The following is a 19319-nucleotide window of genomic DNA, read 5'->3' on the forward strand; positions in this document are numbered from 1 at the left end:
CTCTCGGACGGGTGCTGGATCAGTGCTCGTTCGAACGCTCGGTCCACGCCTTGAGCAGCGCGGCGAGCTCCTCCGGCAGGCCGGCGGGAACCTCCGCCTCCTTGCCCGTGAGGAAACCGGTGAGCCCGGCGATCGCGGCCTCGTCGCAGCCGCGGCGCGAGAGGCCGATGACGTTGACGCCGGTGGTGCGGGCCGGGTTGCCGAGGGTGATGGTGAACGCACCGACCTCCTTGCGGATGGCCGAGCCGAGGCCGACCATCGCGCCCGGTCCGATCTGGGTGCCCTGGTGCACGACGGTGCCGAGGCCGATGTTGGCGCCCGTCCACACGTGGCAGTGGCCCGCGATCTGCACGGCGCTCGTGACGACGATGCCGTTGTCCAGCACGCAGTCGTGCGCGATGTGCGCGCGGCCCATCAGGTAGTTGTCGTTGCCGATCCGGGTCGCTTCCTTCGCGCCCTGGTTGATCGTGACGAACTCGCGGATGCGGTTGCGGTCACCGATCACCACACCGGGACCGTCGTTCTCGCCGTCCCAGCCCGCCAGGTGCGGAGCGCTCAGGTACTCGGCCGGTCCGCCGATGCTGACGTGCGGGCCGATGTAGTTGCCGTCACCGATCCGGCACGGCCCGGCGATCACCGTGTACGGTCCGATCACGTTGTCGTCGCCGAGCTCGACGTCCGCGCCGATGATCGCGGTCGCGTGAATGCGGTTCGCCACCTGGTCCTGTCCTGCCCGTGAGTTGATGTGTAACCCACGTCACCAGGCGCTTCCACCCGGACGGGGCCGGTAGGCCACTCTACTTGACGGGCAGGACAGGCCAGGACCGGCTCAGGTGTTGAGCAGGTTGACGCAGGCGTCGATCACGATCCGCTCGGTGGTGCCCGGCGCGGCCTGACGGCTCCCGGAGAACTTCAGCGGGCTCGGCCACGCGTACGACATCGTCCACGCGCCGTCGCCCGCGATGCCGTCGTCGCCGTCGCCCCAACCGGCCTCGTAGCCGCCCGCCCGCAGCGTGGTGTTGTCCGCGACGTAGGCCTCGCACTCGTTGGCGTACCCGGCGACCCACAGGTTGCCGTTGAACACCTTCTTCAGCTTGAGGTCGTAGGCGGACAGCGGCTCGTGCGCGAGCCCCAGGATGGTCAGACCGGCGAACCGCCAGCGCTGGATCGGCATCGGGACGTGCGTCGGCAGGCCCTCGGAGTCGATCAGCTTGAGCATCAGGTCCGCGTGCCGCCAGCCGACGGCGATCGGGTTCGACGAATTCCGGCGCGCCTCGAACTTGGCCCGCAGCTCGTCGACGACGTCCGGGTCGTCGAGGTCGACGTGCAGCGGCAGGTCGATCTCGACCATCGCGGTGGAGATCGGCCCGGTGACCGGCGAGAAGTCCGCGGTGTCGAGCTGGTCGACGACCTCCTGGCCGAGCTTGTTCCCCAGCGTCACCACCATCGCGTCGCCGTGCGGGTCGTGCGCGTTCTGGTCGCCGCACGCGCCCTGCACGAACAGCGCGGGCACGCCGGTGATGCTCTCGATGAGCTCGCTCGCGACGCCGGGGTAGTCGGCGTCGAACACCTCGTCCTCACCGCGCGCGACCGGGTGCGCGGCCGCACCGAACACCACGGCGAACAGCTCTTCGTCCAGCGTCGACACGCGCAGGATCGGCACGGTGTCGAGCACCTGGTCGCCGACCGAGCGGTTGTAGCCGATGTTGGCCGAGCCCTCGGTGTAGGACAGCGTGACGTCGGTCCGGTCCAGCTCGAGCGTGGTGCGGACCAGGTCGAGCAGCTCGTCGATGATGATGTTGGCGGTGCCGTTGACCGCGTCGACGTCCTCCCCGTTGAGGTTCATCAACAGGTACGGGTTCGGCCTCGTGTCGCCGAAGCACGCACCGGAGTGCGTGTGGCTGGCGAGCATCATGAGGTCGTTCCGCGCGACCAGTCCCTCGTCCTCCAGGGTGTCCCGGATGAACTGGTTGACGTCGCGCGGAATGCTGATCAGGTCCGCGCGCAGCAGCACCTTCGGGGTGCCGTCGTCCCAGATGACCAGGCACTGCGCGCGGAGGCTCCGCGCCACCGCGCCGTGGTTGCCGCGCGGGTCCCAGCCGTACCCGCCCATCCACAGGCTCGGGTACGGCGGGAACACCGGCGTGATGTCCCGCGAGTCGACTGCTGCTTCGAATGCCATGTGAACTGCCCCCTACGTGCCGCACCACATCCCCCAACGTGGTGTCGGCCAATAGGACGCATCAGGTACCGACCAAATACGGGTTTTGGAAAATTGTTACCTGGATTCACCGGTTCGGCGTAAGAACTTCCAGTCCACCCATGAATGGACGCAGAGCCTGCGGGACGACGACGGAGCCGTCGGCCTGCTGGTGGTTCTCCAGGATCGCGACGATCCAGCGCGTCGTGGCCAGCGTGCCGTTCAGCGTCGCGACGGTCTGCGGCTTGCCGTTCTCGTCGCGGTAGCGGATGTTCAGCCTGCGCGCCTGGAACGTGGTGCAGTTCGACGTCGACGTGAGCTCGCGGTACTTGCCCTGGGTCGGCACCCACGCCTCGCAGTCGAACTTGCGGTGCGCGCTCGTGCCGAGGTCGCCGGTCGCCGTGTCGATGACCCGGTAGGGCACCTCGATCTTGGCGAGCATCTCCTCTTCCCAGCCCAGCAGCCTGGCGTGCTCGGCCTCGGCGTCCTCCGGCTTGACGTAGGAGAACATCTCGACCTTGTTGAACTGGTGCACGCGGATGATGCCGCGGGTGTCCTTGCCGTACGAGCCGGCTTCGCGGCGGTAGCACGACGACCAGCCCGCGTAGCGCTTCTCGCCGTCGAGGATCTCGTCGGCGTGCAGGCCCGCGAGCGGCACCTCGGACGTGCCGACCAGGTACAGGTCGTCGTTCTCCAGGTGGTAGATCTCGCTCGCGTGCGCACCGAGGAAACCGGTGCCCGCCATGATCTCCGGACGCACGAGCGTCGGCGTGATCGTGAGCGTGAAGCCGTTGGCGGTCGCCTGCGCCGCGGCCATGTTCAGCAGCGCGAGCTCCAGCTGGGCGCCGGGGCCGGTGAGGAAGTAGAAGCGCGAGCCGCTGACCTTCGCGCCGCGCTCCATGTCGATCGCGCCGAGCCTGGTGGCCAGGTCGAGGTGGTCCTGCGGCTCGAAGTCGAAGGTCCGGGGCTCGCCGACGGTCTTGACGACGACGAAGTCGTCCTCGCCGCCGACCGGGGCGTCCGGGTGGACCAGGTTCGGGACGGTCGAGTGCAGCGCGGTGAACTCCTCCGCCGCCGCGTGCTGCTCGGCCTCGGCAGCCTTGACCTCGGCGGCCAGCTCCTTGGCCTTGGCGAGCAGCGCCGCACGCTCGTCGCCCTTGGCCTTGCCGACCTCCTTGCCGAGGAGCTTCTGCTCCCCGCGCAGCGAGTCCGCGCGGGAGATGGCGGAACGGCGGCGCTCGTCCGCCGACAGGAGGGAGTCGACAACGCCCTCGTCCTCGCCACGGGCGCGCTGCGAAGCGCGCACGATCTCCGGGTTCTCGCGCAGCACCTTGAGGTCAATCACAAACGGTGAGGGTAGGCCACACGAGGAACCTTTTGTGGCCTACCCCTCCGAAGTACTAGCTGATGGCGACGGCGACCACGAGGCCCAGTGCGACGTGGGCGGAGGCGACGACGACGCTCGCCGGGGCGAACTTGTCGGACTCGATCAGCGCACCGATGTCGAGCCGGGTGATCCACTCGAGCAGTCGCACGGCGGCGACCTGCACGATGATGCCGACGAAGCCGAAGATCAGCGCGCTGAGCAGGCCCTCGTCGAGCTTGCCAGCCGAGCTGTAGATCGCCACGACCACGATGAGCGCCATGCTGAACAGGCCGGCCGCGGTCACGATGACCGCGTTGGGGCAGCCGTTGCGGACCAGCGCGGACAGCTTGCCCGGCGTCGTCCAGTCGATCGCGTAGAAGCCGAAGACCATCAGGACCAGACCGACGACGGCGTACAGCGCGATCGCGCCGACACCACGGCCGATGGCCGAGCCGAAGCCGGGGTCCAACGCGAGGTCGATCATGTGAGCTGTTCCTTCCGAGGCCATGAAATTACTCTGACTCAACAATTCGATGCGGCACGAACGCCGCGCCATCGTCGGTCACCAGACCGACCGTTTCGCGGATGCCGAGTCCCGCCGCCGTGTCGCCGACGATCCAGGCACCCAGCGCGGGGCGGTAGCCGTCGAACTCCGGAAGCGGGTCGAACAGCTGGTAGACGAACCCCTCCTTGCCGTAGACGCCGCCGGTCTGGGTCTCGTAACCGGGCGCCACGATCTGGATGTTCGAGCCTTCACGGCCGAGGAGGGGCTTGCGGACGTACTCCGTGAGCAGTCCGGGGTCGTTGAGGTACGCCGGGAGCAGGTTCGGGTGGCCGGGGTACATCTCCCAGAGCACCGCGAGCAGCGCCTTGTTGGAGAGCAGCATCTTCCAGAGCGGCTCGACCCACAGGGTGCCCGGCAGCGACTCGACGGCGTAACGGCCGAACTGCTCCTCGACCACCCACTCCCACGGGTACAGCTTCACGACCGTGCTCATCGGCGCCTCTTCGAGGTCGACGAACCGGTTCAGCAGCGGGTCCCAGCCGATCTCCTCGATGGCGAGGCCGACGGTGTTCAGCCCGGCCTCGGCGGCGGTCTCCTGCAGGTAGGCGAGCGTCAGGTGGTCCTCACCGGACGGGTCCGCGGCGGACCAGGTGAAGTGCACCTCGCCGGACGGCAGCTTGCCGCCGATCTCGGCCCAGCGCTCGACCAGCTTCTCGTGGATCGAGTTCCACTGGTCGTCGTCGGGGAAGACGTCCGACTTCCAGTTCCACTGGACGACCGAGGCCTCCAGCAGCGACGTGGGCGTGTCCGCGTTGTACTCGAGCAGCTTCGCCGGGCCCTTGCCGTCGTAGCGCAGGTCGAACCGGCCGTAGACGTGCGGGTCGCGGCGCTTCCACGACTCCGCGATGCCCGGCCACACCCACTCGGGGATGCCGAAGTCGCGGTACCGCTCGGTGGTCACGACGTTGTCCACGGCGTCGAGGCACATGGAGTGGAGCAGCTCGACGTCCGCCTCCAGCGACAGGATGTCGCTCATGTCGAAGACGTAGTGGACGGACTCGTCCCAGTACGGCCGCTGCGCGCCGTTCAGCCCGGCGGCGGGCGCTCCGAAGACGAGCCCCTGGTCCGCAACCGTGCGCTGCCAGTTCGGGCGCGGTTGCGAGGTGTCGCGACGCAAGTCAGCTGCCCCCGCTCTTGCTGCTCCCGCTGATGCCGAAGCCGCCGCGCTGGACGCTGGTGCCGGACTTCGTGGAGACGTTCGCACCCTTCGGCAGGGTGTAGCTGCCTCCGCTGACCTTCTGGCCGACGGACCCGCTGCCGCCGTAGTTGTAGCGGTACGAGCTGCCGCCGATGTAGATGAAGCCACCGCTGCTGTAACCGCCGTGCGAGCGGTAGTAGCTGTCGCTGCAGTAGTCGTCGTCGACGATCACGTCGTTGTTGTCGGTGCACTGCGCCGTGACGTTGTCCGGGCTCGCGGCCGCGTACCAGATCGCGACGAGTCCGACGACGCCCGCGGTGACACCGCCACCGATGAGCAAGCGCTTGCGCTTCTTGCGCTTCTTCTCGTACGCAGCGGCGTCGGCGAGGAACCGCGCCTGCTCCTGCTGCTGAGCCGCCGCACGCGCACGCTGCTCAGCGACCGTCGGCGGGCGCGGCTGGGTGACGCCGGGCTGCTGCTGCCGGATCTGGCCCTTCCCCGTCTGCTGCGGCGGCTGGGGCTGCTGGCCGGTCGGTGCCGGCGTGTACGGCGGAGGCTGCTGCGCCGGCTGACCCAACGGCGGAGTCGGGTTGTCCGGTCCTGGCATGTTGTTGTCAGTCATCACCACTCCCGCGGGGAAGGTACCGAGCGACGCGGCCGAACGAGTGATGAGTGTCCTAAAAGAAACACTCGTCACCCGGCCAACACGCGCCTAACACGGCACAGGCATCATGGATTAGATGTCTCCGAGCGCCCGTTGGTTGAGTCGACCTGGTAACACCCGCGACACGCGGGTGGTCATGGTCGGCGCGCTCGCGGGGGCTTTCGTGTTGTTGCTGGTCAGCGCCTTCACCTCGGTGCTCGGCACCGGCGGCCCCCTCGGCAGGGGTCGTGAGGCCGTCAACGCCGCGTACGAGTCCAACGCCGGCGACTGCCTGAACTGGTCGAAGGACCTGGCCGACGCGCAGAAGGTCGAGTGCGGCAAGCAGCACAAGTTCGAGGTGACCGGCGCCGCCAACCTCGAGGCGACCTACCCGAAGGACGCGCCGTTCCCGGACGGCACGCTGTGGCAGAAGATCGTCCAGGACAACTGCGTGCAGACGTCGCTGAACTACCTGTCGAACAAGTTCGACCCGCACGGCAAGTACTCCGTCGGCTCGCTGAACCCGGACGAGAAGCGCTGGATCAACGGCGACCGCTCGGTCCGCTGCGGCGTGCAGGTGTCCGCGCCGTCCGGCGCGCTGCTGCCGTCGTTCGGGAGCGCGAAGACCGCCGACCAGTCCGACGTGTTCGACCCGACGGTCTGTCTCGGCATCACGCAGACCGGTGACGTGGGCGACCCAATCGAGTGCGCGCAGCCGCACGCGTTCGAGATCGTCGGCGTGGTCGACCTGAACGTCGCGCTGCCCGGTGACTTCCCGCCGGTCGACAAGCAGGAGGGCGCGATGTCCGCCCAGTGCGCGACGATCACGGCCGAGTACACCGGTGGCGCGGACCTGAAGGCCAAGGGCCTGCTCGTCACCTGGGACACCCGGCTGGCGGAGAGCTGGGCCGTCGGCTCGCGCAAGGCGAACTGCAAGATCGGCGCCGTGCCGGTGAACGGCAAGCTGGCCCCGTGGACCGGCAGCGTCCGCAACCCGAACGCCCCGCCCATCACGCCGTCCAACCCGCCGCAGACCACCTCGGTCCGGCCGCAGGACGAACCGACCGGCGCCCCGCTGCACTCCGAGTCCGGCCAGCCGCCGTCGTCGAGCCAGCCGCCGTCGTCCGGGCTCCAGGTCCCGACCCTGCGCCCGAGCACCGAGACCTCGGCCACGCCGTGACCGTGGAGATGACCCGCGCCCGCTTCGAGGAGCTGGTCGGTGAGTCGTTGGACCTGCTGCCACCCGAGTTCGCGCGGGCCATGGACAACGTCGTCGTACTGGTCGAGGACCGCAACGCCGAGGAGCCGTCACTGCTCGGGCTCTACCAGGGCATCGCGCTGACCGAGCGGAACAGCGACTACTCGGGCGTCATGCCCGACCACATCTTCATCTACCGCGAGGCGATCCTGGACATCTGCTCCGACGAGGAGGACGTCGTCGAGGAGGTGGCGATCACGGTGGTCCACGAGATCGCGCACCACTTCGGGATCGACGACGCCAAGCTGCACGAGCTCGGCTGGGGTTAGACGGGCACGCCCGCCCACGACAGGCAGCGCCAGCCGTCCGCGCCGGACTCCAGCACGACCACACCGGTGTTGGGCAGCAGGTTCTCCGCCAGCTCGGTGGGCACGTTGGGTGCCAATGCCAGCGCGGCCATCCGGCCCGATCCGCCGTGACTGACGAGCACCACGGTCCCGTCCTGCTCGACGGACCGCACCGCGGGCAGGAACCGGTCCAGCACCTGCTGCCCGGTCTCACCGTTGGGGAACGAGACGTCCAAGCGCCCCTCGGCCCAGGCGATCACGGTCGACAGGTACCCGGTGTACGCCTCCCTGGTGTTCGCACCCTCCAGGTCACCGACCTGGATCTCGTGCACACCTTCGAGCACCTGCACGGACAGCCCGAACCGCTCGGCGACGGGGGCGGCGGTCTGCTGGGCCCTGACGGCGACGGACGCGTACACGGCGACGACGTCCTCGGTGCGTTCGAGGGAGTCGGCCAGCTCGCGGGCCTGCTTGTGGCCGAGCTCGGTGAGCGGCGGCCCAGGGGGCAGCGTGTCCAGCACGCGCTCGATGTTCGACGCCGTCTCACCGTGTCTGACCAGCAGCAACCTCACCCGCGTTCGCCCTTTCGCACACCATCGACCCAGTCGGTGGCGGCGGTGAACTCGGCGTTGCTCATGGGCGCGGGCTCGTGGTCTGCCTTCGGGTACGAACCGAGGAACCTGATCTCGCGGGAGTGCCGGTGCAGCGCCGCCAGCGCGTCGCCGACCTGCGGCTCAGCGACATGACCTTCCAGGTCGATGTAGAAGCGGTACTCCCCCAGTTTGCCCTTCGTGGGGCGGGATTCGAGTCCGGTGAGATTGATCCCACGCAGCGCGAGCTCGGTGAGCAGCTCGGCCAGCACGCCGACGCGGTTCGGCGTGGTCACGACGACGCTCGTCCGGTCCGCGCCCGTGGGCTCCGGCAGAGCGCCGGGGCGGCGGAGCAGCAGGAAGCGGGTGCGCGCGTCGCGGACGTCGGCGACCTCCGTCGCGTACTCCGAGAGCGGGTAGTGGGTGACCGCGACGGGAGCGCTGACGGCCGCGTCGAAGTCGCCGTTCAGCACGGCGACGGCGGCGGCCGCGGTGGACGTCGTGGCGATGGGTGTCGCGTCGGGCAGATGGGCAGCCAGCCACTCGCGGACCTGGGCCAGCGCGTGCGGGTGGCTCGCGACGGTGCGGATCTCCGCGGTGCCCGGACGGACCAGGACGCTGAAGTGCACGGGCAGCACGTGCTCGGCAACGGCGACGAGCGGCTCGTCGCGGACCAGAGCGTCCATCGTGGCCGGAACGGCACCCTCGACGGAGTTCTCCACCGGCACGCAGCAGAAGTCCGTGGCGCCACTGCGGACGGCGGCGAACGCGAGCGGGACGGTCTCCACGGGAACCAGCTCGTCGTCCTCGCGAGCGAAGGCCGATGCGGCCTGCTCGGTGAACGTCCCCTGTGGTCCGAAGTAGGCGATGCGCGGCACCCTCGCCACCTTACGGACCAGTTGAGGCGAGGATCACCCAGGTGGCCGGTACCAAACCTGGTTCCGAACGAGGTGTCTCTACTGGAATGCTGTGCGGGTGCCCGTTCTAGCGCCTGAACTCGTGTTGTGCGCGGTGGAACAACCGCTCGCGAGTGCCTGGCTCGCCGTCGCGGACGGCAGGCCCGGCGTGCGGGTGCATCCGGGTTCGGTGCTGGACATCGAGGCGCAGGCCGTCGTCAGCCCGGCCAACTCGCAGGGCTGGATGCGCGGCGGCATCGACGCCGTCTACGCCAGGGCGTTCCCGCACGTCGAACAGCACGTGCGCAGCGCGGTGCTCGCGTACCACGGTGGCGAGCTGCCGGTCGGTGAGGCGCAGATCGTCGCGACCGGCGAGGAGGAGCCCGCGTGGCTCATCAGCGCCCCGACGATGCGCAGGCCCGGCGAGCACCTGCCGTCGGAGACCGTCCACCCCTACCTCGCGGCGCGCGCGGTCCTGCGACTGTGGCAGGAGGGACGGCTGGAGGACGGCCGTCCGATCCGCACGGTCGTCCGCACGATCGCGATGCCCGGTCTCGGCACCGGTGTCGGCGGGGTCGCGCCGGAGACGTGCGCGCACCAGGTCGCGGCCGCGTGGGACGAGGTCTTCTCCTCACTGGGTGTCGGCTGAAGTTGTGCACAACCCTGTGGACAGGGATGTGGATGGCTGTGGACTACTGCCGGGGCGCGACCCATCGTTCGAGGTCCAGCTCATCCGTGATGGGGATGCCGAAATCCCCAACCGTGGGGATCTCCGGCTTGAGCTTGCGCGCCTCGCGCACCGCGTCCGGGCGCAGCGCACAGAGCTTGAACCCCCTGCGCTGGTAGAACCGCAGCGCGTCGAGGTTGTCGTTGGTGGTCGTGAGCCGCACGCGGGAGCAGCCGATCTGGCGTGCTTTGCGGACGGTGGCGTCGATCAGCGCTGACCCGACGCCTCTGCCTCTTCGCAGCGCGTCGACGGTGACGATCTCCAGCAGCGAGTCGCTGACCGCGTAGGTCAGCAGCCCGAGCACCTGTCCCTGCCTCTCGACGAGGAAACCGGGCAGGCTCGCGGGGAAGAAGACCTCTCCGTGCGCGACGGCGGTGTGCGCACCCCACAATTCGAGAACCAGCCTTGCGACCACGATTCGATCCGCTTCCTCGATCGGGCGCACGCTGCCGTCAGTCATGCTTGCACTGTGCCAATACGAGACACCCTCGTGAACACCCATTCGACGTACGGTGGATTCGTGCCAGTGCGCGTTTTGTTGGTGGACGACCACGAGGTCGTGCGCAGAGGTCTGCGCGAGATGCTCGACGACGAATCCGACATCACCGTCGTCGCGGAAGCGGGTTCGGTTGACGAGGCTGTCACTCGGGCGGCGGCGGTCGCGTGCGACGTCGCCGTGGTCGATGTGCAATTGCCGGACGGCAGTGGTGTGGACCTATGTCGTTCTTTGCGGGATCTCGGGCTCAGATGCCTGGTTCTGACCGCTTTCGACGATGAGGAAGCGCTCGTCGGGGCGATCATGGCGGGTGCGTCCGGGTACCTGTTGAAGCAGGTGAGAGGTCAGGACGTGGTGACGGCGGTGCGCGAGGTCGCGGCTGGACGGTCGCTTTTGGACCCGGCGACGACGGCCCGCGTGCTGGAGCGGATGCGACGCCCCGCACCGGTCGGGCTGACAGATCAGGAACAGCGCGTGCTGGACCTCATCGGTGAGGGGCTCACGAACCGCCAGATCGGGGAGAGACTCTTTCTGGCCGAGAAGACGGTGAAGAACTACGTGACTTCGGTTCTGTCGAAGTTGGGCATGGAGCGCAGAACGCAAGCCGCCGCATGGGTGGCTAGACGATCGGGGCCACCCAGGTGATCGTCGTACCGTTTGGGGACGTCTGAATGTCGCACTCCCCGTTGGCTGCTTTGGCGCGTTCCTGTAGGTGCCGCAAGCCGCGGTGAGCGACCCCCTCCGGGATTCCACAGCCGTTGTCCTCGATGCGAATCAGGAGTCGTTTCTCATCCCGCCGGGCGGCCACGCGCACCCGAGTCGCGCCGGAATGCCGGACCACGTTGGACAGCGCCTCGCGCAACGCCGCCCGCGCGTCGTCAGCGAGCTTGGCCGGAACGTCGGCCAGATCGCCCTTGACCTGCAGTTCTGCCGGGAACCCGAGCAGTTCGGCCGCCGTGCGAACCTCGGCGCGCACGGAGCTGAGCAGGTCCGCGTGGTCGTCCGGGTCGGCGCTGCGCAACCTGCGGACGGTCGCGCGCACCTCGGCGATGGTCTCGTCGAGCTGGTCGACGGCCATGCTGATCCGGGCGAGATCGGGCGCGTCGAGCTTCTTGCCGATCCGCCTCTCCAGCAGGTCGAGCTGGACGCCCGCCGCGTAGAGCCGCTGGATGATCACGTCGTGCAGGTCGCGCGCGATGCGGTCGCGTTCCTCGTAGACGGCGACCCGCTGCCGGGCCGTCACGCCTTCCGCCAGCACGACCGCGAGCCCGGCCTGCGCGGCGAACGCGGCCAGCACGTCCACGGTGACCTGGGTGAACGGCCGCGCACCGCGCTTGCGGTACACGGCCAGCGCGCCGAGGTTGCGGTCCTTCGTGCCGAACGGCGCGACCGCGAACGGCCCGTAGCCGCGCAGCGCCTTCGGCACGAACGGCGCCGTCCGCGGATCGCTCGTCACGTCGTCCGCGACGACCGGCACGCCGGTGCGCGCCGCCTTGGCGGCCGCCGATCGCGATGACAGGACCGCGCCGACCGGTTCGCCGCTGGACGCCTCGACGGACAGCTTGCCGTCCTCGGCGGTGAGCATCGCGAGCCCGAGGTCGGCGTCGGCCAGCTCGGCGGCGCTGCGCACGACGAGGCCGAGCACCGCGTCCGGGTCTTCCAGCGCGGCCGACGTGATCTCGGTGGACGCGACGAGCACGCGTCGCGCCAGGCGGGGGTCCATGGTGTTCAACGGTATGCGGGCTGTCCCATGTCGAGCACCACGTCCGCCCGAGCGGCCTCGTCGGGGCGGTGCGTGATGTGCACGATCGTCCGGTCGTCCCGGCTCAGGTTGAGCAGGACCTCGTACGCGGTGTCCTCGTCGAGGTGCGCCGTCGGCTCGTCCAGCAGCAGCACGTCCGCGTCGTGCAGCAACGCCCGCGCGAGCGCCAGCCGTTGCGCCTCACCGCCGCTGACCTGGTCCTGCCGGATCACGACGTCGAGCCGGTCGGTCCACTCGGGAAGTCCGGCCGTGAGCAGCGCCTCACGAAGCCGCTCGTCGTCGTGCGGACCCGACATCCGGAGGTTCTCGCGGACCGTCGTCGACACCAGCTGCGGCTCCTGCGGGCACCACGTCGCGCGCGGCAGTTCGACGATGCCCTTGGTGGGCTTGAGGAATCCCAGCAGCAACGCGACGAGCGTCGACTTGCCGGAACCCGAAGGGCCGACGATCGCGACGTGCGTGCCGGGCTTGACGTCGAGGTTCAGGTCGGTGAGCACGGGGTCGGCGTCCGGCCAGCCGACGTCGACGTTGCTCAGCAGGATCCGCTTGCCGCGCAACGGTTCCGGCTCTTCGGGTGCGTCCAGCGACAGTCGCTGGTGCGCCTCGGCGAGCGCCCGGCGTTGCTGCGCGGCGAGCGGCAGCGGGCTCAGCGCCTCGGCCAGCGCGAGCGGCACCAGGCCGAGCACCGGACCCGTCAGGCCCGCCCCGAGCGAGCTGCACACGAGTGCCGCGCCGCCGGTCGTCAGGTGCAGGATCGCCGTCGCGGCACCGGTTCCGAACGCCTGGCGCCGCGCCTGGCGTGCCAGTTCGGCGTCCTTGGCGGCGATTTCCGCGAGCTTGCGCTCGTGCGCTCCCGCGGCGATCAGGTCCGGCGCGGCCCGGAGCACCGCGAGCACCTCGGCCGCGATCTCCCGCCTGCCGTGGGCCAGCGCGATGCTCGCCCGGCGTTCGGTCACCATCGCCACCAGCGGCGCCGCGATCCCGCCGATCAGCAACGCGACCGCGAGCGCGACCGCGGCTCTCCAGTCGATGAACGCGAACAGCACCACCGTGCCCGTGCCGACGCCGAACGCGACGAGCGGGGGCAGCAGCACGCGCGGCCCCAGGTCCCGCACGGTGTCCGTGTCGTCGACGAGCCGCTGCAGGCCGTCCTGCTGCAACCGGGCCGGACCTCGGCGGACCATCGCCAGCCACAAGTCGACGCGCAGCCGTTCGGCGAGCCGGAACGCGGCGTCGTGCGACACCAGCCGTTCGACGTACCGCAGCACGCCCTTCGCCAGCGCGAACGTGCGCACGCCGACGACGAGCACGGACAGCATGAGGATCGGCGGCTGCTCGGCGGCCCGCGCGATCAGGTACGCCGACAACGCGGTCAGCGCGACGCCGCAGCCGACCGCGGCGACACCGAGCGCCGCGCCGGCCAGCATCCGCCTGGTCAGCAACCCACTCGGTTTCGTGGTCTCGGCGACCGGCGCTTCCAGCCGAACCGGAGCCGCGGTCTCGTCCTCGACGTGCTCGGGCGAGCGGTGCGTGGCCACGACGACGATCGCGCCGAGGTCGGCAACTCGCTTGATCGCTTTGTCGACTTTCGTGGCCGTGACCGGGTCGAGGTGCGCGGTGGGCTCGTCGGCGAGCAGCACGGTCGCGCCGTACCGCACGCGCAGCAACGCCCGTGCGACGGCGACGCGCTGCCGCTCGCCGGTGGACAGCTGCGCGATCGGCCGGTGCAGCAGGTGGTCGGCCGCGACCTCCTCGGTGACCCGCACCAGGTCCAGCGGCGTCGCGCGTGGTTCGGTGAGCTCCAGCTCCGCCTCGACGGTGGCCGCGGCGAACGCGGGCCGTTGCGGGATCCAGGCGACCGCGTCCCGCGCGCAGTCCGCGCTGAGCCGCTGACCGTCGGCCGTGACGAACTCGGCCGTGCCGTCGTCCGGCGTCACGAACCCGAGCAGCACGGACATCGTGGTCGACTTGCCCCGGCCGCTCGCGCCTTCGAGCCGGTGGATCCCGCCCGCGGAGACCTCGAAGCTGACCCCGTCCGGCGCGAAACCACCGCGCCGCAACACCCTCAGGTCGCGCACGCGCACCTGGTCGATCACGCGCGGGAACTCGGTGGCGACGGGCCGCGGGCTGCCTTCGGTGACCTCGGCGACCCGGCGAACGGCTTCCAGCCCGTCCTCGCTGGCGTGGTGCGCCGCACCGGCCGCGCGCAGCGGCAGGTAGCACTCGGGCGCCAGGATCAGCACGACCAGCGCGGTCGCCAGCGTCAGGTCGCCGGACACGAGCCGGATGCCGATGCCGACCGCGATCAGCGCGACCGACAGCGACGCGGCGATCTCCAGCACCAGCGCGGACAGGAACGCGACCCGCAACGTGCCCATGGTCGCGCGGCGGTGCTGCTCTCCCGCCGCGCGCACGGCCTCAGCCTGCGCCTTCGCCCGGCCGAACACCGTCAGCACGGGCAGTGCGCGCAGGAGTTCGAGCAGGTAGCCGGACAACCGCTCGGTGACCTCGGCGGCACGGGCCACGCGCTTCTCGGTGTACCAGCCGACCAGCGCCGCGAAGACGGGGATCAGCGGCACCGTCAGCACGATCAGCGCGGCCGACGTCCAGTCCGTGTGCAGGATCCAGGCGCCGACCACCGGCGGCACGACGACGGCCGTGACGAGCGCGGGCAGGTAGCGGGTGAAGTACGCGTCCAGCGCGTCGAGCCCCTTGGTCGCCAGCACCGCCAGCTCGGCCGGTCCGCGCGCCGAGATCCACTCCGGGCCGCGGGCCATCGACGACGCGAGCAGCGCCGTCCGCAGCTCCTCCTTCGCGCCGGCGGCGGCCCGTGCGGCGGCGGACTCCGTTGCCCAGGCCAGCCCGGCTCGGGCGACGACGGCACCCGCGAGCAGCGCGAACCCGGTGCCCTGCGTCAACGCGGTCGCCAGCGCGACGGCCTGCGCGACCAGGGCAACGGCGTTCAGCGCGGCCAGCACGCCGACCACGACGAGCGCCCGGCGTGCGCTGCGCGAGAGCTGGGGCAGCGCGCCCAGCGGGCCTCTCATCAGTGGCCAGGGATGTGCCGCACGCCGATGCGCTTGCGGAACACCCAGTAGGTCCAGCCCTGGTAGATCAGCACCGCGGGCGTGCCGAACGCGGCCACCCACGTCATCACGGTCAGCGTGTACGGCGACGACGCGGCACCCGCGACCGTCAGCGAGAACGCCGGGTCCAACGTGGACGGCAGGACGTTCGGGTAGAGGGAACCGAAGAGCGTCACGACCGTCGCCGCGATCGTGAGTCCCAGCAACCCGAACGCCTGCCCCTCGCGGCCGCGCGCCAGCCGCCACACCCCGAGTGCGGCCAGCACCCCGACCCCCGCCGCCCACCAGCCCGCGACCAGCGCCAGCAGGAACACCAGCGGCAGCAGTGCGACCGGGGCGACGGTGACGGCGAGCCGTCGCGCCCGGTCGCGGATCTCCCCCTCGGTCTTCAGCGCGACGAACGTCGCGCCGTGCACCAGCGCGTACCCGGCGATCGCGAGCGCACCGAGCACGGTCTCCCAGCGGACCGCGGCGAACACCGAGCCGACGCGGTCACCGTTGGCGTTGAGCGGAAGTCCCAGCACGGTCGCCGAGATGATCAGCCCGACGCCGAGCGCGGCGACCCACGACCCGATGACGATCACGGTGTCCCAGGTGCGGCGCCAGCGGTCCGAGTCGACCTTGCCCCGGTACTCGAACGCCACGCCGCGCCCGATGAGCGCCAGCAGGAACAAGGTGAGTGGCAGGTACGCAGCGCTGAAGAGCGCCGCGTACCAGCCGGGAAACGCCGCGAACGTGGCACCGCCCGCGACGAGGAGCCACACCTCGTTGCCGTCCCACACCGGCCCGATGGTGTTGATCATGACACGGCGTTCGGTGTTGTCGCGCCCCAATACCGGCAGCAACATGCCGACGCCGAAGTCGAAGCCCTCCAGGAAGAGGTAGCCCAGCCAGAGCAGGGCGATGACGCAGAACCAGAGCGTTTCCACTGCTCCCCCTCAGTAAGCGAAGGCCAGCGTGCCGTCGTCGGTCTTCGCGGGCATGACGCCCGCGATGCCGCCGCGCACGTACTTGCGGATCAGGAAGACCTCGACGCAGGCCAGCACGCCGTACGCGGCGGTCAGCGCGATGAGCGAGGTGAGGATCTCGCCGGGGTGCACCGACGACACGGCCTGCGCGGTGAACATCCAGACACCGTCCACACCGGACGGGTTGGGCACGACCACGAACGGCTGCCGCCCCATCTCCGTGAAGATCCAGCCGAAGCTGTTGGCGAGGAACGGGGTCGCGATGCTGGCCAGCGCCGCGATCGGGAACCACCGGCCCTCCGGGATCTTCCGCCGGGTGATCCACAGCGTCAGCAGGCCGATGCCCGCGGCGATCGCGCCGAAGCCGATCATCAGCCGGAAGCCCCAGTACGTCACGGGCAGCGCGGGCACGTAGTCGATCGGCTTGCCCGACAGCTCGCCGAGCCGTTCGTCGACCGGGTAGTTCGTGCCGTACTTCTGCTGGTAGAGCGGCACGAGGTCCTGGATGCCCTTGACCTCGCTCGAGAAGTCGTTGTGCGCGAGGAAGCTCAGCAGCGCGGGCACCGTGATGCTCTTGACGTTCTCGCAGTCCGGGCGGCTCACGTCACCGATCGCGAACACCGAGAAGCTCGCGGGCTGCTCGGTGTGGCACAGCGCCTCCGCGGCGGCCATCTTCATCGGCTGCTGCTCGAACATCAGCTTGCCCTGGACGTCACCGCTGATCGAGAGACCGGCGAACGCGACGACGCCCACCCACGTGCCGAACTTCAGCGACGCGCGCCAGACCTCCTCGCGCTCCGACTTCTTCCACAGGTGCCAGGCGCTGATGCTGACGAGGAACGCGCCCGCGACGGCGAACGCACCGGCGATGGTGTGCGGGAAGGCGGCGAGCACGGTGTTGTTGCCCAGCACCGCCCAGATCGAGTTGAGCTGCGGCCGTCCGTCGACCATCTCGATGCCGACGGGGTGCTGCATCCACGAGTTCGCGGCCAGGATGAAGTAGGCGGACGCCATCGTGGCCAGCGAGAACGCCCACGCACACGCGAGGTGCACGCGCCGGGGCAGCTTCTCCCAGCCGAAGATCCAGAGTCCGAGGAAGGTCGACTCGACGAAGAAGGCGACGAGCCCCTCCATCGCGAGCGGTGCGCCGAAGACGTCGCCGACGAAGCGGGAGTACTCGCTCCACGCCATGCCGAACTGGAACTCCTGCACGATGCCGGTCACCACGCCCATGGCGAAGTTGATCAGCAGGAGCTTGCCCCAGAACTTCGTCATCGCGAAGTACTTGGGGTCGTCCGTGCGCACCCACGCGGTCTGCATCATCGCCACCAGGAGCGACAGACCGATGGTCAACGGCACCATCAGGAAGTGGTAGACGGTGGTGATGCCGAACTGCCACCGGGCCACATCGAGCACGTCCACGTCATCGAGCGTATGTGTGGATCATGTCGCCCATCAGGTACGACGGTCCCCCGTTCGGGCAGGACCTTGGTCCCGTGCCGGAAATCACCCCTGGTGGGTGAACGTGCCGGGTAGAGTCGGCGGCGCCAGAGGGGAGTAGTTCCCGTGTCCTGGAAAGCTCAGGACCGGCGCGGTGATCGACATACTGGTCCGCCTTCGAGTGGATCCGGTCCCGCACCCGTGGTTCCACGGGCGAACGAGACCTCCGGCCGGGTAGCAGCACACCCGGTCGGGGTCTGTTGCGCCTCCGTCCGGGTTCCACATCGGACGCGGAGGAACTCTTGGCCACCTCACTGCTCGCACTCGTCACCGCCTTCGCGGTGGTGTTCGTCGTCGAGCTCCCGGACAAGACCATGGTCGCCACCCTGGTGCTGACCACCCGCTACCGCGCGCTTCCCGTGTTCGTCGGCGTGGTCGCGGCGTTCGCGGTGCAGTCGGTCGTCGCGGTGGCGTTCGGGTCGGCGCTGACCCTGCTGCCGGACCGCGTGGTGTCGCTCGTCGTGGGCCTGCTCTTCGCCGTCGGCGCGTTCCTGCTGCTGCGTGAAGGCTTCTCGTCGGAGTCCACTTCGGACGCCGGTACTCCCGAGGTCGCCCAGGTCCCGTTCTGGCGCGCGGCCCTGGCGTCGTTCGGCGTGCTGTTCGCCGCGGAGTGGGGCGACGCGTCGCAGCTCGCCACGGCGGGCATCACCGCGCGTTATGGCGCTCCGCTGGCCGTCGGCGTCGGCGCGTGGCTCGCACTGGTGGCCGTGGCAGGGATCGCGGTGCTGGTGGGACGCAAGCTCGCGGGGCGGTTGCCGACGCACTGGATCCAGCGGGTCGCCGGGTTCCTGTTCGCCGGGTTCGCCGCGGTGGCGCTGTGGCAGGCGGTGTAGCTCACCAGACCGGACGCAGGTGGTGCACGCCCGTGTGGTCGAGGTACCGCTTGAGGTCGTTCTTGAGCGCGTCCAGCCGTTCCGGTCCGATGATCTCGGCCATCTCCCCTTCGAGATCAGCCCACATGCCGTCGGCGAACCTGAGGTAGTCGCGCCCCTTCGTGGTGAGCGTGACGTACTGCGCCCGCTTGTCCGTCGGGTGCGGCTCGCGCAGCACGTAGCGCCACTCGACGAGCTCGTTCACGATCTTCGCCGCGGCCTGCTTCGTGACGCCGAGGTGCGTCGCCAGGTCCTGCGCCGTCGCCCGTTTCTCCGCCAGGAAGCGGAAGACGTAGCCGTGCGCCGGCCGCAGCGGTTCCAGCCCGACCTGCGCGAGGCGCTCGTGGAACCGGTCGCCCATGGCCCGGTACGACATGGCGAGCAGCATCGTGACCGGTTCCATCTTCCACTCCTTGTAGACAACTTGGTTGACCATATCGTACAGTCAGCATCGACAACCAAGTTGACTAGTTGGAGGATCGAATGCCACTCGCCACCGCCGCGGACGCGCCCGTTTTCGAGCGCGGCGGCTTCGTGTTCAGGTCTCTGGCGGTGCCGTCACGCGGCAGCGCGGAGATCGCCATGTGGACCGTCGACGTGCCGGAAGGTGCGGACTCCGAGCCGCATCAGATCGACAAGGAGGAGGTGTTCTACGTGCTGACGGGCAACATCCGGATCCAGGGCGTGGACGCCGGGCCGGGTGACGCCGTGATCTGCTCGGCGTTCACCGACATCACGCTCGTCGGCGGGCCCGCCAGGCTCCTCGTGACCACCTCGGTCGGGGCCACCGGGATCCTCGCGGACGGCCAGAAGATCGTCGGCCCCTGGTCGCTCTAGTTGTATCTGGCCAGGACGTTGGTAGCGGCGGGCAGGTGTTGACGTAAGGAGAGCCTCCGGCTGGGGTGTGGCTTGTCTAGGACCCACACCAGCCGGAGGCTCTCGTGTCTCACCGTAATGCCCGGACC

Annotated in this window: 20 protein-coding genes; 6 read left to right on the forward strand and 14 right to left on the reverse strand. The window is 69.7% G+C overall.

The genetic code is table 11. The features are described from left to right. Positions 1–19: 19 nt before the first annotated feature. From FKR81_RS15630 to FKR81_RS15655, 6 genes are all read right to left on the reverse strand, one after another. Complete coding sequence (locus tag FKR81_RS15630; protein WP_146352501.1) at positions 20–718, reverse strand: acyl-ACP--UDP-N-acetylglucosamine O-acyltransferase family protein; 699 nt, start codon at positions 716–718, stop codon at positions 20–22. Positions 719–829: 111 nt separating this feature from the next. Further along, entirely contained in the window at positions 830–2182 is a 1353-nt protein-coding gene (locus FKR81_RS15635; RefSeq protein ID WP_146352503.1) for a hypothetical protein, read from the reverse strand. Between the two features lie 106 nt (positions 2183–2288). After that, positions 2289–3545: a serine--tRNA ligase gene (gene serS / locus FKR81_RS15640; RefSeq protein ID WP_146352505.1), complete on the reverse strand. Its 1257-nt coding sequence runs from the start codon at positions 3543–3545 to the stop codon at positions 2289–2291. A 55-nt stretch (positions 3546–3600) separates the two neighbouring features. Continuing rightward, positions 3601–4050 carry a DUF350 domain-containing protein gene (locus tag FKR81_RS15645; protein ID WP_146352507.1) on the reverse strand — a complete coding sequence of 150 codons (450 nt, stop codon included), beginning with the start codon at positions 4048–4050 and terminating at the stop codon, positions 3601–3603. Positions 4051–4078: 28 nt separating this feature from the next. After that, entirely contained in the window at positions 4079–5248 is a 1170-nt protein-coding gene (locus FKR81_RS15650; RefSeq protein ID WP_146352509.1) for a glutathionylspermidine synthase family protein, read from the reverse strand. 1 nt (position 5249) lies between these two features. Next, positions 5250–5891: a hypothetical protein gene (locus FKR81_RS15655; RefSeq protein ID WP_328593142.1), complete on the reverse strand. Its 642-nt coding sequence runs from the start codon at positions 5889–5891 to the stop codon at positions 5250–5252. A 139-nt stretch (positions 5892–6030) separates the two neighbouring features. Between FKR81_RS15655 and FKR81_RS15660 the strand changes: the two genes are divergently transcribed. Together FKR81_RS15660 and FKR81_RS15665 are read left to right on the forward strand one after the other, a co-directional pair. Then, positions 6031–7092: a septum formation family protein gene (locus tag FKR81_RS15660; protein ID WP_235921565.1), complete on the forward strand. Its 1062-nt coding sequence runs from the start codon at positions 6031–6033 to the stop codon at positions 7090–7092. After that, positions 7089–7439: a metallopeptidase family protein gene (locus tag FKR81_RS15665; protein ID WP_146352511.1), complete on the forward strand. Its 351-nt coding sequence runs from the start codon at positions 7089–7091 to the stop codon at positions 7437–7439. Before FKR81_RS15660 ends, FKR81_RS15665 begins: the two co-directional genes overlap by 4 nt. Here the strand turns inward: FKR81_RS15665 and FKR81_RS15670 are convergent. Both FKR81_RS15670 and pheA read right to left on the reverse strand, forming a co-directional pair. Further along, complete coding sequence (locus FKR81_RS15670) at positions 7436–8029, reverse strand: histidine phosphatase family protein (RefSeq protein WP_146352513.1); 594 nt, start codon at positions 8027–8029, stop codon at positions 7436–7438. The two genes, FKR81_RS15665 and FKR81_RS15670, sit on opposite strands and share 4 nt — an antisense overlap. After that, positions 8026–8925 (reverse strand): prephenate dehydratase, encoded by a 900-nt coding sequence (pheA, locus tag FKR81_RS15675; RefSeq protein WP_146352514.1) that lies wholly within the window; start codon positions 8923–8925, stop codon positions 8026–8028. The genes FKR81_RS15670 and pheA overlap by 4 nt, the downstream gene beginning before the upstream one ends. A gap of 97 nt (positions 8926–9022) precedes the next feature. Here pheA and FKR81_RS15680 point away from each other — a divergent pair, with 97 nt between their 5' ends. Further along, positions 9023–9592: a macro domain-containing protein gene (locus FKR81_RS15680; RefSeq protein ID WP_235921566.1), complete on the forward strand. Its 570-nt coding sequence runs from the start codon at positions 9023–9025 to the stop codon at positions 9590–9592. A gap of 43 nt (positions 9593–9635) precedes the next feature. Here FKR81_RS15680 and FKR81_RS15685 read toward each other — a convergent pair whose 3' ends face one another. Further along, entirely contained in the window at positions 9636–10130 is a 495-nt protein-coding gene (locus FKR81_RS15685; RefSeq protein ID WP_146352518.1) for a GNAT family N-acetyltransferase, read from the reverse strand. 60 nt (positions 10131–10190) lie between these two features. Between FKR81_RS15685 and FKR81_RS15690 the strand changes: the two genes are divergently transcribed. After that, positions 10191–10811, forward strand: a complete 621-nt coding sequence (locus FKR81_RS15690) for a response regulator (RefSeq protein ID WP_186762993.1) — start codon at positions 10191–10193, stop codon at positions 10809–10811. Here FKR81_RS15690 and FKR81_RS15695 read toward each other — a convergent pair. Genes FKR81_RS15695 through FKR81_RS15710 form a run of 4 tightly spaced genes read right to left on the reverse strand, consistent with a single transcriptional unit; the run spans position 10786 to position 17404 of the window. Next, a complete protein-coding gene (locus tag FKR81_RS15695) occupies positions 10786–11889 on the reverse strand; it encodes a GAF domain-containing sensor histidine kinase (protein ID WP_146352520.1) in 1104 nt (367 codons plus the stop codon). The two genes, FKR81_RS15690 and FKR81_RS15695, sit on opposite strands and share 26 nt — an antisense overlap. Positions 11890–11894: 5 nt before the next feature. After that, entirely contained in the window at positions 11895–14975 is a 3081-nt protein-coding gene (gene cydD / locus FKR81_RS15700) for a thiol reductant ABC exporter subunit CydD (protein WP_146352522.1), read from the reverse strand. Further along, on the reverse strand, positions 14975–15943 hold the full coding sequence (gene cydB / locus FKR81_RS15705) for a cytochrome d ubiquinol oxidase subunit II (RefSeq protein WP_146352524.1): 969 nt from the start codon (positions 15941–15943) through the stop codon (positions 14975–14977). Before cydB ends, cydD begins: the two co-directional genes overlap by 1 nt. Positions 15944–15952: 9 nt before the next feature. Continuing rightward, positions 15953–17404 (reverse strand): cytochrome ubiquinol oxidase subunit I, encoded by a 1452-nt coding sequence (locus tag FKR81_RS15710; protein ID WP_146352526.1) that lies wholly within the window; start codon positions 17402–17404, stop codon positions 15953–15955. A 320-nt stretch (positions 17405–17724) separates the two neighbouring features. Between FKR81_RS15710 and FKR81_RS15715 the strand changes: the two genes are divergently transcribed. After that, positions 17725–18315 carry a TMEM165/GDT1 family protein gene (locus FKR81_RS15715; RefSeq protein WP_268891552.1) on the forward strand — a complete coding sequence of 197 codons (591 nt, stop codon included), beginning with the start codon at positions 17725–17727 and terminating at the stop codon, positions 18313–18315. 1 nt (position 18316) lies between these two features. On the opposite strand, the gene FKR81_RS15720 is transcribed toward FKR81_RS15715, so the two are convergent. Next, positions 18317–18757: a MarR family winged helix-turn-helix transcriptional regulator gene (locus FKR81_RS15720; protein WP_235921567.1), complete on the reverse strand. Its 441-nt coding sequence runs from the start codon at positions 18755–18757 to the stop codon at positions 18317–18319. An 80-nt stretch (positions 18758–18837) separates the two neighbouring features. Between FKR81_RS15720 and FKR81_RS15725 the strand changes: the two genes are divergently transcribed. After that, complete coding sequence (locus FKR81_RS15725; RefSeq protein ID WP_146352527.1) at positions 18838–19191, forward strand: cupin domain-containing protein; 354 nt, start codon at positions 18838–18840, stop codon at positions 19189–19191. Positions 19192–19319 lie beyond the last annotated feature (128 nt).

It is taken from the genome of Lentzea tibetensis, assembly GCF_007845675.1.
Classification (GTDB): domain Bacteria; phylum Actinomycetota; class Actinomycetes; order Mycobacteriales; family Pseudonocardiaceae; genus Lentzea; species Lentzea tibetensis.

Bases quoted from the DNA above. Each gene is read 5' to 3' on its own strand.
- FKR81_RS15635 (WP_146352503.1), bottom strand. From the start codon at position 2,182: ATGGCATTCGAAGCAGCAGTCGACTCGCGGGACATCACGCCGGTGTTC.
- FKR81_RS15645 (WP_146352507.1), bottom strand. From the start codon at position 4,050: ATGATCGACCTCGCGTTGGACCCCGGCTTCGGCTCGGCCATCGGCCGT.
- FKR81_RS15655 (WP_328593142.1), bottom strand. From the start codon at position 5,891: ATGACTGACAACAACATGCCAGGACCGGACAACCCGACTCCGCCGTTG.
- FKR81_RS15685 (WP_146352518.1), bottom strand. From the start codon at position 10,130: ATGACTGACGGCAGCGTGCGCCCGATCGAGGAAGCGGATCGAATCGTG.
- FKR81_RS15695 (WP_146352520.1), bottom strand. From the start codon at position 11,889: ATGGACCCCCGCCTGGCGCGACGCGTGCTCGTCGCGTCCACCGAGATC.
- cydD (WP_146352522.1), bottom strand. From the start codon at position 14,975: ATGAGAGGCCCGCTGGGCGCGCTGCCCCAGCTCTCGCGCAGCGCACGC.
- FKR81_RS15720 (WP_235921567.1), bottom strand. From the start codon at position 18,757: ATGGAACCGGTCACGATGCTGCTCGCCATGTCGTACCGGGCCATGGGC.
- FKR81_RS15725 (WP_146352527.1), top strand. From the start codon at position 18,838: ATGCCACTCGCCACCGCCGCGGACGCGCCCGTTTTCGAGCGCGGCGGC.